Consider the following 12,210-nt stretch of genomic DNA (forward strand, 5'->3'; position numbering starts at 1 on the left):
TTTAAATATTCCTCCTATTAAACATGTATCGCTCTATTTTCTACTTTCAATCCCAATTCCATTAATACTTCAGATATTGAAGGATGTGCATGTGTTGTCAGACCTAATTCAATTGCTGAGCCATTCATAAATTGTAATAATGACGCTTCATTGATTAATTCAGTAACCTGTGGTCCAATCATGCTAATACCGATAATTTCATTTGTTTCTTGATCAATAACCATTTCGCAAAAGCCTTTATCCTTAGCATTAGTCTCTATCACAGCTTTACCTATTGCATTAAATCCCACTTTAAATGATTTAGATTTAATATTTTGCGCTTTGGCAGACTCCTTATTATAACCAATGGAAGCAACTTCAGGATGTGTATATATACATTTTGGCATTTTGTTATAGTTTAAAGGTAAGTTAGATCCATTAAACATATGTTCGACAGCTAAAATGCCTTCTTTTGAAGACACATGAGCTAATTGTAATTTGCCTATACAATCACCAGCAGCATAGATATGTTTATCTTCTGTTTGTAAGCATTCATTAACTAAAATGTTGCCTAATTGATCTGTTTGAATTTTAGTATTATTTAACCCAATATCATTGGTGTTAGGAGTACGTCCAATTGCTACTAAAACTTTGTCTAATTCTAATGTTTTTTCCTCATTGACTTGAATGGTTACGGAATTAGCGTTAACGGTTACTGATGCATCACTTAAAGCACAATTTTCATAAAATGCAACGCCTCTTTCGCTAAGAGCGGTTTTAAGAAATTTTGCAATTTGAGCACTTTCAGCAGGTAGAATTCGTTCTCCAGCCTCAATTACACTAACCTCTACACCTAAGTCTATTAATAAAGAAGCGAATTCAAGTCCAATCACACCACCGCCTATGATTGCTATCTTTGAGGGTAAATCAGTGAGTTCAAGCATGTCACTGCTAGATAATACTGTTTCATGATTGAAAGGTAAAAATGGTAATTGTGTTGGGTATGATCCTGTAGCAATTAAGACATATTGATTAGGTAAAAGATCAGATTCACCATCTTCGTATTCAACTGAGATTGTACCACTTTGTGGTGAAAAAATAGATGTACCCATTATTCTTCCAGTACCATTAAAAACATCAATGTGATTTTTTTGCATTAAACTATCTATACCATGATGCATTTGGCTAACAATAGTGTCTTTACGTTCCATCATAGTTTTTAAGTCAAATGAAAAATGGTCTATATTCACCCCAAAGTCAGCGGATTCTTTCACCGTTCTTAATACTTCAGCAGATTTTAATAATGCTTTTGTAGGGATACACCCTTTATGTAAACAAGTTCCACCTAATAATGATTTCTCTACAATAGCTACCTTTTTACCCAGTTGAGATGCTCGTATGGCCGCCACATATCCAGCGGTTCCTCCACCTAAAACGACTAAGTCATATTGCTTTTCGCTCATTTTTTTACTCCTAACGCATTTACAATTTATTTATCAATAGTATGATGCAACAATGCTCAATATAAATAGATTTTAAATGTCTTATGTCATTTATAACGCAATGAGCATAGCTCATAAAAATTAATCTATTTAAATCAGTGATTTATTATACATTTTACATCAAAATTTAATAGTAATAAAACTAATATATTACCTAAGAGGTTGGGACAAAATATAAGTCTCAGCCTAATTTATTATTTTAGCAGTAGCCGACTCGTTTGAAAATGCGCTTAAATCAAGCTTTTTTTCAAACCTAGTCATTCTTACCTATGCATTGCCAAGCAAAGAGAATTTTATCAAAAAATTCTACAAGCTAAGCATGCTGGGGTGGGACAACGATTAACTTTAATTGCAGTACCGCACCCTATTTTTTTCTTTGATTTTGGCTAATCATTTCTTTTGCATTTTCTCTAGTTAATTCCGTCACACTAGCACCAGAAATCATGCGTGCGATTTCATCAATTTTATCATCATCTTTTAATTCTTTAACTTGAGTTGTTGTACGGTCATCATTGGAAGCTTTGCTTATTAATAAATGATGATCACTCATTGATGCGACTTGTGGTAAGTGAGAGATACAAATGACTTGGATATATTCTGCGATATCTCTCATTTTTTCAGCCATTTTTTGGGCAGCTTGACCAGACACACCCGAATCAACCTCATCAAATAGAATTGCTGTTTGTCCTCGTGATTGTACAAATATACTTTTTAAAGCGAGCATAATACGAGATAGCTCACCACCAGAGGCAATTTTATTTAAACTCTTAAGTGGTTCTCCTTTATTTGGACTTATTAGGAACTCAACGAATTCTATACCATCAATCGTTGGCTTTTCTAATAATTGGAAAGAAATTTCTAAATTAGCATCTTTCATTTGTAAATTTTGAATTTCGGAAACGATATGGTCTCTTAATGTGCGTGCTACAGTACGACGCGCCTTAGATAATAACTTACCTTGAGACATGACTTCTTCATATAATCGATTAATTTCCTCACGTAATTGAGATGTACTTTCCTCATAATTTTCAATTTTAGCAATTTCATTTTGCAGTTTGTCTTTGTAAGTCATTAATTCATCGATATCTTTGCCATATTTTCTTTTGAGATTATTTAATAAATTCATTCGGGATTCTAATTCATTGAGCATTTGTTCATCAAATTCGTTGTTCGACATTTCATCATATATCTCGTGTTTGGCATCCTCAAGCGTATAATAAAATTGGTCGATATCCTCTTTAAGTTTACTAAATTTATCCGGCAGAATTTCATCAATGGATTGCAAATGATTACTTAATTCATAAAGTCTATCTGTAATCGCGTGTTCATCGGTTAAAGTAACATGGGCATTATTAAGCGCTAAGCTTAGTTTCTCAGAATTTTGAATTCTACGAATATCAACTTCTAATTGTTCAATTTCGCCTTCTTTTAGAGAAGCTTCTTCTAATTCTTCATATTGAAATTTCATTAAATCTAAACGTTGAAGTAACGCTTGATCTGCAGACTCTAGATCTTCTAATTCCTTTGTTTTACTTTTATATTGGTTAAACACGTTTTGATATTGTTCTTTTGTAGTTGAATATTTATCCTCTGCATAGTCATCTAATAATTTTAAATGGTACTTTTGTTTAAGAAGTGTTTGAGTTTCATGTTGACCATGAATATCTAATAACTCTTGCATGACTTTACGTAAATCTTGAAGTGTTACGATTTGATTGTTTAATCTACAAATACTTTTACCAGTACTAAAAATTTCTCTTTTTACTAATAAAAAGTCTTCATCAATATCTATATCTAGGTCCTGAAGGATATGAATAACATCTTTACTTTCGTCTATGTCAAAGATACCTTCAATAATTGCCTTTTTTTCACCATGTCTAACATAGTCTGATGAAGCACGCACCCCAATTAATTGGCCAATAGCATCTATGATGATTGACTTACCTGAACCAGTTTCACCACTCAGTACTGTAAGGCCATCTGAAAAATGAATTTCTAATTCATCAATAATTGCAAATTGTTTTATTGATAAGGTTTGTAACATGAATTCATCGCATCCTTATAATAAATTGAAAATTCTAGTTTTAATTGTATTACTTGCTTCTTCATCTTTACAAATTAAAAGACAAGTGTCATCTCCACAAATAGTACCGAGCACTTCGTCCCAATCGATTTGGTCTAGTATAGCACCTATTGATTGAGCGTTACCTGGTAATGTTTTTAAGACTAGTAAATTTCCAGTTCCTTCAATGTTAACAAATGAGTCCATAAGATAACGTCCCAATTTTTCAAGTGGATGATATTTTCGATCATTCGGCAAGCTATAAACATATTGACCTGTCGGTGCGGGTACTTTGATTAATTGTAATTCTTTAATATCACGAGATACGGTTGCTTGAGTCACATTAAGGTCGTATTCATTTAGACGTTTGACGAGTTCGTCTTGCGTTTCTATCTTTTCGCTTGAGATAATTTCTCTTATTTTTATGTGTCTCACTGATTTTTTTGCCATTATGAACACTCCTAGTTTCGAATAATTATACAATGATTTTAACACAACATAATTTTCACTACTACTATTGCTATTATGCATAAGTAACTGATAACTCAATAATCGTAAATTGTTTAAATTAATGACATAGCGCTATTATTGAATGATTTTGTTTGAAAAAATGTATATATTTATAAATAATTATGTAAATTTTTAATAATAATAATAACGAGCACCTAGTCATTAAAATAAAGTATTAAAACACCCTTCAAAGCTGATGTATAAAACAATAACTTTAAAGGGTTCTTATTCGTTCAACTTAATGATCACGAGTGTAAAATAAATCAACGACATCTAGTAAAGGCTTAATATCGTATTGCTCAGAGAGCTTTTTAATTGATTCAGTGGCAGCATTTTTATGGAAATCAAGTTTATCTTCTGCACCTTTTTTTCCTAATAATGAAACATAAGTGCTTTTGTGATTTTCAATATCACTACCTACTTTTTTACCTAACTTAGATTCATCACCATACACATCTAGTAAATCATCTTTAATCTGGAACATTAGACCTAGATGATCGCTAAATGATTCAAGTAATTGTGACGTCGATTGATCGACTTTTGCAATATCGGCAGCACTTAATATCGCAAATTTTAATAATGCACCTGTTTTAGCTTTATGTATTTGTTCAAGGGTTTCCAAATCAACAGGTTTATCCTCGCTTTGCATGTCTAATGTTTGGCCACCAACCATACCTAAGTGACCGCTATTGTGAGCTAATCTTGAAAGCACCTTTACTTTAACCTCTGGTTCTAATAACTCATCGTCAGCAACGATTTCAAAAGCCTTCGTTAAAAGTGCGTCTCCAGCTAAAATAGCCTTCCATTCACCATAAACTTTATGATTTGTTAATTTTCCACGACGATAATCATCATTATCCATAGGAGGTAAATCATCATGTATTAAAGAATATGTGTGAATCATTTCCAATGCTAAAGCCGTTTGTTTACCTTTGATATAATCTTGATTTAATACATCCAACGTTAAGAAAACAAGTAGCGGTCTTATTCTTTTACCACCTGCATTAAGTGAATACTGCATACTTTCTTCAAGATTGGTATTTAATGGTGAAGGTTTAATTACACCGTCAAGAGCGCTATTAATTTGTTCAATTAACTCATTCATTGACATCTTTGTCATTATCTTCATCCTCTGCTTCATCTTTAATAAGTTGATTAACTTTATTTTCCGCATCTTTTAGCGTTGCATCACATGTGGCTGAAAGTTTCATTCCTCGCTGATATAACTCTAGTGATTCTTCAAGAGATACAGTTTCATTATCTAACTTTTGAACGATTTTTTCCAATTCTTGCATCATTTCTTCAAAACTTTGTTGATCTTTACTCATGTTCACACCTAACCTTTTTAACAATAGCATCAACGCTACCATCTTTCATTGCTAATGTAATTTCATCATTTTCATTTAAGTCTTGTGTACTTGTAATCACTTGGTCGTTCTTATTAATAATAGTATAGCCTCTTAGCATTGTATTAGTCGGACTTAAGTTGTTTAATAGTTCAATTTTATTTTTGAGCTCTAATTGATTATTTTGAATACTTTTCTTTGTTAAGTTTGTTAATCGACTATTAATGTTCATTAAGTGTTTATTATTTTGCGTAATGGATTGCTTTAAAGCTTTTAAATTAAAATTTTGACGAAGTACTTTAATTTGATACTTTTTACTTTCAATTTTAGATGATATTAATTGAGATAATTGCTTTTCTAAATCATCTTTTCGTTGAATTTGTTGATCATATAATAATGAAGGTTGTTTAAATTTATAATACGATGATAAATGGTCGAGCTGTTTATGTTGTTTTTCAAGATATTGTTTTATATATCTTGAAAGCGAAAATTGATATTGTTTAATTTGTTGCATCAATTCGTACTGATCGGGTGTAGCGATGACCGCAGCTTGAGTAGGTGTTGCTGCCCTTACATCAGCGACAAAATCACTCAATGTAAAATCAGTTTCATGTCCGACAGCTGAAATAATAGGAGTTTGACATTCAAAGATTGCTTTCACAACATCCTCTTCGTTAAAGTTCCATAAATCTTCTATAGAACCACCACCACGACCAACTATAATAGTATCGACGCCAAGCGCGTCAGCGTGTTTTATTTTTTCGATAATATCTTCTTTTGCTTGAGTTCCTTGCACTAAAGTACTTAATTGAATTTTTTCAACTAAAGGATATCTGCTATTGATTGTAGACACAATATCCCTAATTGCTGCACCAGTACTTGCAGTTAAAATCGCAATTTTTTTAGGAAACCGGGGAATAGGCTTTTTATATTTATTACTAAAATAGCCTTCTTTTTTTAATTTTATCTTTAATTGTTCTAACTTTTGATACAAGTTCCCTATACCATCTAATTCCATCTTATTGACATAAATTTGATAGTTTCCACGTCGCTCATATACTGAAACACGTGCTTCTAAGAGAACTTCGTCACCTTCTTTAGGATCAAAAGTAAGTTTGCTAGCATTGCCCTTAAACATCATTGCACTAATGACACTATCTTTATCTTTAACATTGAAATAAAGGTGTCCGCTAGAATGCCTTTTAAAGTTAGATAGTTCGCCTTTAAGCAAAATAGACTGTAAATGTGGGTCTTGGTCAAATTTGTATTTAATATATTTTGTTAATGTTGTTACACTTAAGTATTCAGACATAGTCATCACTCAAATTAATTATTTTATGTTACTTAGCACACCGTTAATAAATTTATAATGTTCATCGTCACTAAACTGTTTTGCCAATTCTACAGCTTCATTGATGATTACTTTTGGTGGTGTATCACTGTGTAATAATTCAAATGTAGCCATACGTAGTATAATACGGTCTGTTTTTAGCAAACGTTGAAGTGACCAATCTTTAAGATATGGTTTGATCGTATCATCTAAAACCGGTTCATGATCTTTTACACCAGTCACTAACCAGTGTATAAATTCAAAGTCTAAATCTGGCTCATCATCTTTAATAAAATTGATTGCTTCATTGATAGTTAATTCTGTATCTTTCATTTCTAACTGAAACAAAGTTTGAAATGATTGCTTTCTTGATTCTTTTCGACTCATAAATAACTCCTTGTTAATGTAATCTTTATATTATTCGACAGTGATATGCATGATATGAACGTTAATTTCTTTAGGCTCGATTGCAGTCATTGTTTTAATTGAGTTGAAAATGGATGTTTGAATTTTGCTCGCAAACTTAGAAATATTGATACCATGTTTAATAGAGCAATATACATCAATTTGAATGCCATCTTCTTTAACATCTATTTTTAAATTTCTATTGAGATTTTTTCGACTCATTTTCTCAATATTACTATTTTTTAATTCTGCAAAATGTCCGGTAACACCGTTTACCTCTGATACTGCAATACTTGCAACTACAGAGATAACTTCTGGTGCAATTTCAATTTTACCTAAATTTGAATTTGAATAATCTGCCACTTTAACCATTTATACTACCTCCTACTCATTGTCATTCATAATATTATATTGCTCTAAGAAATTTGTATTAAATGATCCACTTCTAAAAATATCATTATTCATTAATTTCAAGTGGAACGGAATTGTTGTATCGATTCCTAAAATTAAATACTCGCTTAATGCTCTGATTCCAGTCATAATCGCTTCTTCACGAGTAGGTTCATGTACAATTAACTTAGCAACCATAGAATCGTAATATGGAGGGATTGTATAATTCGTATAGCAAGCTGATTCAATTCTCACACCATAACCTCCAGGCGCAAGGTATTGGGTAATTTTACCAGGAGAAGGCATGAAATTCTTATATGGATTTTCAGCATTTATACGATATTCAATCGCATGCCCATTAATAGTAATATCATCTTGTGTATATGGTAATGTTTCACCCATCGCAACTTTTAATTGCAATTTAACTAAGTCTATTCTCGTAACCATTTCAGTAACCGGATGTTCAACTTGGATACGCGTGTTCATTTCCATAAAGTAAAATTGATTGTCATTTAAGTCATAAATAAATTCAATTGTACCTGCGTTCTCATAATTTACTGCTTTAGCAGCTCTAATTGCAGCATTTCCCATTTCTTCACGTTGTTCATTTGTTAATATAGGTGATGGTGATTCTTCAACTAACTTTTGCATACGTCTCTGAATCGTGCAATCCCTTTCTCCGAGATGAATTACATTTCCGTATTGGTCACCAATTATTTGAATTTCGATATGGCGGAAGTTCTCGATAAATTTTTCAAGATAAAGTCCCCCATTACCGAAAGCAGTTTCTGCTTCTTGCTGGGTCATTCGATAGCCATTTTCAAGTTCTTTCTCTGTTCTGGCCACTCGGATCCCTTTACCGCCACCGCCTGCTGTCGCTTTTATAATTACAGGATAGCCGATTTCTTCAGCAATTTGTTTAGCATCCTCTATAGATGTGACAAGTCCATCGCTTCCTGGCACAACTGGCACATTGGCAGCAATCATTTCAGCTTTTGCAACGTCTTTAATACCCATTTTTTGAATAGATTCATAGCTAGGACCAATGAATTTCAATTGGCAAGCTTCGCATAGTTCTGCAAAGTCACCGTTCTCAGCTAAAAAGCCATAACCCGGATGAATACCATCACACCCTGTTGATGTTGCTATAGATAAGATATTAGGAATATTTAAATATGAATCTTTAGACTGAGTAGGACCAACGCAATATGCTTCATCAGCAATTTGAGTATGTAATGCGTCTTTATCTCCCTCAGAATAAATAGCAACGGTTTGTATGCCTAAATCATGGCAAGCTCTGATAATTCTAACCGCAATTTCGCCACGGTTAGCGATTAAGATTTTTTTCATTATTTCACCTTAAATAACGGTTGGCCATACTCTACCATTTGTCCGTCTTCTACTAATATTTCAACGATTTCTCCAGAAACTTCTGCTTGAATTTCATTAAATAATTTCATTGCTTCTAAAATACATACAGTTGATTCATTTGTAACTTTATCACCAACTTGAACATAAGCATCTTCCTCAGGTGATGGAGATTTATAAAATGTACCAACCATTGGTGCATTAATCGTTTGATATGATGATTCATCATCTTGACTTTTATTTTCTTCAACAGGTGCTTCTGATACACTTTGATTTGGTGTTGACATTGTTGGTGCAGCAGGTGCTAAAGGTGCTTGTTGTGTATATTGTGGTGTAATTATTTCAGTTTCTTTTTGTTTTTTTAGATTAACTACACTACCTTTATTATCTTCAATATTAATTTCAGTTAAACTTGATTGATCAAGAATTTCGATTAATTCTTTTATTTCTTTAAAATTCATAAGTTACTGACTCCTCGACTTAGTTTTCATCTACCAATCTATTTTACTTGACTCAACTTGCCAATTCAAGCATGTGTCATTTTATGGCAAATAGTTAATATCATTATATGAATATTATAAATGATACTCTGATATTTTATAATTTTTTGTATGCATGATTTGAGTATTAAAAAAAGTCTTTCTAATTGGTAATCAGAAAGACTCTAGTTATCGTTCATAATAAATTAAGCTCTTGAAATATAGCTTCCATCACCAGTATTAATTACTAATACATCACCTTCATTAACAAATAAAGGTACATTTAATGTATAACCAGTTTCAACTGTAGCTGATTTAGTTGCACCAGTAGCAGTATCACCTTTAATACCAGGTTCAGTTTCAGTAACTTCTAATTCAACGGTCTTAGGTAATTCAACACCGATTGTTTCACCTTCATATGATTGAATTTGAACTTCCATGTTTGCTTTTAAGAATTTTAATTCATCTTTTAAATAATCTGCTGATAATTCAGTTTGATCAAACGTTTCATTATCCATGAACACATGATTATCACCATCTGCATATAAATATTGCATGCGACGATTTTCAATCATTGCTTGTTCAACTTTTTCTCCAGCTCTAAATGTTTTTTCTTGGATTGCACCTGTTCTTAAATTACGTAATTTAGAACGAACAAAGGCAGAACCTTTACCTGGTTTTACATGTTGGAAATCAATAACTTTCCAAATGCCATTATCTACAGAAATTGTTAAACCTGTTTTAAAATCATTAACCGAAATCATTCAGTTTCCTCCTCAAATATGCGCTTTCTATAAAATAATAAGGTCTTTTGTACATTTAGTAAAGACTTCGCAGCCATTTTCAGTGATTAAAATATCATCTTCTATACGTACACCGCCAAGACCATCTACATAAATACCTGGTTCAATAGTAACACAATTATTTACTTGAATCGTACCCTTTGCATTTTTAGACAATAATGGCCCTTCGTGTATATCTAATCCAATACCATGACCGAGTGAATGACCAAATGCTTCTCCATATCCATGAGACGCAATATAATCTCTTGATAAAGCGTCTGCTTCTGCCACAGTCATGCCAGCTTTAATTTCATTGATGGCTTTTATTTGGGATTCAAGAACAATATTATAAATGTCTTTCATCTTTGGATCAGGTTCACCTATAGCAAATGTTCTTGTAATATCAGAGCAATATCCTCTGTAGTATGCACCAAAGTCTAACGTGATCATATCCCCTTGTTCAATAACTTTATCACTTGCTACGCCGTGTGGTAAGGCGCCTCTATAACCCGATGCTACAATTGTGTCGAATGAAGGTCCATCTGCACCTAATTCTAGCATTTTGCTCTCTAATTTCGCCTTTAATGTTCTTTCAGTCATGCCAGCCTCGGCAATTTCTAAGATATAATTATATGTATCATCAACTATTTTAGCAGCATATTTAATTTTCTCAATTTCCTCAGGTGTTTTTACTTCTCTAATTTTTTCAATGTCGTCACCAATTGAAACTAAATTTGCGCTTGATTGATTTAACGTTTGGTAAGTATCGTAACTTACTAAGTGACCTTCAAACCCAATTGACTTAAATTGGTTATGATTGATAATTTCAACGATTTCTTCAATTAATCCACCACTGCGCTTGATAATTTCGAAATGAGTAGCCTGTTCGGTAGCTTGTTCAATATAACGGAAGTCTGTTATTAGTTGATAACGATCTTTTGAAATAACTAATGCACCACTTGTACCAGTAAAATCAGATAAATATCTTCGATTATAATCTGATAAGATAACTAAAGCATCTATTTGATGATGATTTAGTAGTTCTTGAACTTTTGCTAATTTATTCATACAAATCACTCCTAGTATAACGTTTGTACATTTGCTCTATTTACATTAAAATAATAGCATAATTATTTTAGAAATAAAGAGATTTTGGTTTAGGGAGATTTTAATGAAAAAATTAATCGTTATTCTAGGAGCTTCATGTTTATTGGTTGGTTGTGGCTCTCAAAATTTAGGACCTTTGGAAGACAAGACAACCAAATTAAGAGATGAAAACCATAACTTGAAGTTAGATATCCAACAGCTAAATCAAGATATAAGTAATCAAAAAGCACAAGTTGAAGCTCTTAATAAAGATAAAAAGAACGTATCTAAAACTGTTGATAACAATAAAGAAGCTAAATTTCTAGATGCTTCTTCAAAATACTATCAGGATATTACTAAAGTGATTAGTAATTATAATCAACTAGATTTAACTAAAAAGAAAAAAGAGGATAAAAAGCAAAATCTTGAAAAATTAAATACTATAACAAACGATATTGATGATGCGTATAGTAAATATAAAGGCACGATTTCAACAAAAGATTTATCAAGTGCCAATAAGAATGAAGATAAGAATATTAGACAAATGAATAAAGAATTACAATCAGCATTTAAAGATATAAAGAGTGGATATGAAACTAATAATTCTAATAAATTAAATAAAGGTAAGACAAAGCTATCTCAAGTTAACATGTCCAATAATTCATAAATATAGGAGTTTTTGTTTTGAAAAATATATTGTTTTATTTAGTATTAATTATTGCAGCAATTGGCTTAATCTTAAATCTGAATGCGTTTATGATGTCATTTGCTAAAACTATTTTTACTTTTATAATTATCGCAATCATTATTTATTTAATATACTATTTCTTCTTCTTAACTGAAGATCAACGTAAATATAGAAGAGCTGCAAGAAAATATAAAAAGAAACATCGTAAATAATACGTCTAAGATTTTAAAACCTTAGACTAGTAAGGGAGTGGGACAGAATTCTTTTAAATTCGTTGTCCACT

The 12,210-nt window shown here is 31.9% G+C and carries 14 protein-coding genes; 2 read left to right on the forward strand and 12 right to left on the reverse strand.

Annotated features, from left to right (window positions below):
• Window positions 1-17: 17 nt before the first annotated feature.
• The 12 genes from lpdA to KA909_RS03650 form a co-directional block, all read right to left on the reverse strand.
• Window positions 18-1,442, reverse strand: coding sequence for a dihydrolipoyl dehydrogenase (gene lpdA / locus KA909_RS03595; protein ID WP_193839300.1), 1,425 nt, complete (start codon window positions 1,440-1,442; stop codon window positions 18-20).
• A gap of 403 nt (window positions 1,443-1,845) precedes the next feature.
• Window positions 1,846-3,525: a DNA repair protein RecN gene (gene recN / locus KA909_RS03600; protein ID WP_193839299.1), complete on the reverse strand. Its 1,680-nt coding sequence runs from the start codon at window positions 3,523-3,525 to the stop codon at window positions 1,846-1,848.
• Between the two features lie 15 nt (window positions 3,526-3,540).
• Entirely contained in the window at window positions 3,541-3,993 is a 453-nt protein-coding gene (gene ahrC / locus KA909_RS03605; protein ID WP_053029476.1) for a transcriptional regulator AhrC/ArgR, read from the reverse strand.
• A 298-nt stretch (window positions 3,994-4,291) separates the two neighbouring features.
• Window positions 4,292-5,173 carry a polyprenyl synthetase family protein gene (locus tag KA909_RS03610; RefSeq protein ID WP_193839298.1) on the reverse strand — a complete coding sequence of 294 codons (882 nt, stop codon included), beginning with the start codon at window positions 5,171-5,173 and terminating at the stop codon, window positions 4,292-4,294.
• Window positions 5,151-5,381, reverse strand: coding sequence for an exodeoxyribonuclease VII small subunit (locus KA909_RS03615; RefSeq protein ID WP_053029478.1), 231 nt, complete (start codon window positions 5,379-5,381; stop codon window positions 5,151-5,153). Before KA909_RS03615 ends, KA909_RS03610 begins: the two co-directional genes overlap by 23 nt.
• Entirely contained in the window at window positions 5,374-6,711 is a 1,338-nt protein-coding gene (xseA, locus tag KA909_RS03620) for an exodeoxyribonuclease VII large subunit (protein WP_193839297.1), read from the reverse strand. The genes KA909_RS03615 and xseA overlap by 8 nt, the downstream gene beginning before the upstream one ends.
• A gap of 18 nt (window positions 6,712-6,729) precedes the next feature.
• Complete coding sequence (gene nusB / locus KA909_RS03625; protein ID WP_053029480.1) at window positions 6,730-7,116, reverse strand: transcription antitermination factor NusB; 387 nt, start codon at window positions 7,114-7,116, stop codon at window positions 6,730-6,732.
• Window positions 7,117-7,146: 30 nt separating this feature from the next.
• Window positions 7,147-7,506 carry an Asp23/Gls24 family envelope stress response protein gene (locus KA909_RS03630; protein WP_053029481.1) on the reverse strand — a complete coding sequence of 120 codons (360 nt, stop codon included), beginning with the start codon at window positions 7,504-7,506 and terminating at the stop codon, window positions 7,147-7,149.
• A gap of 12 nt (window positions 7,507-7,518) precedes the next feature.
• Window positions 7,519-8,874 carry an acetyl-CoA carboxylase biotin carboxylase subunit gene (accC, locus tag KA909_RS03635; protein WP_210129965.1) on the reverse strand — a complete coding sequence of 452 codons (1,356 nt, stop codon included), beginning with the start codon at window positions 8,872-8,874 and terminating at the stop codon, window positions 7,519-7,521.
• Window positions 8,874-9,353, reverse strand: coding sequence for an acetyl-CoA carboxylase biotin carboxyl carrier protein (accB, locus tag KA909_RS03640; protein WP_070854978.1), 480 nt, complete (start codon window positions 9,351-9,353; stop codon window positions 8,874-8,876). Before accB ends, accC begins: the two co-directional genes overlap by 1 nt.
• 224 nt (window positions 9,354-9,577) lie before the next feature.
• Window positions 9,578-10,135 carry an elongation factor P gene (gene efp / locus KA909_RS03645; RefSeq protein ID WP_053029484.1) on the reverse strand — a complete coding sequence of 186 codons (558 nt, stop codon included), beginning with the start codon at window positions 10,133-10,135 and terminating at the stop codon, window positions 9,578-9,580.
• 27 nt (window positions 10,136-10,162) lie between these two features.
• Entirely contained in the window at window positions 10,163-11,221 is a 1,059-nt protein-coding gene (locus KA909_RS03650; RefSeq protein WP_075109085.1) for a M24 family metallopeptidase, read from the reverse strand.
• A gap of 103 nt (window positions 11,222-11,324) precedes the next feature.
• Here KA909_RS03650 and KA909_RS03655 point away from each other — a divergent pair, with 103 nt between their 5' ends.
• Window positions 11,325-11,906, forward strand: a complete 582-nt coding sequence (locus KA909_RS03655; protein ID WP_053029486.1) for a putative periplasmic lipoprotein — start codon at window positions 11,325-11,327, stop codon at window positions 11,904-11,906.
• Between the two features lie 17 nt (window positions 11,907-11,923).
• The gene (locus KA909_RS03660) at window positions 11,924-12,139 is read left to right on the forward strand and encodes an SA1362 family protein (protein ID WP_053029487.1); all 216 of its coding nucleotides are present in this window, start codon (window positions 11,924-11,926) and stop codon (window positions 12,137-12,139) included.
• Window positions 12,140-12,210: the final 71 nt, after the last annotated feature.

This window comes from Staphylococcus sp. GDX8P54P, assembly GCF_017893165.1.
Classification (GTDB): Bacteria; Bacillota; Bacilli; order Staphylococcales; family Staphylococcaceae; genus Staphylococcus; species Staphylococcus borealis.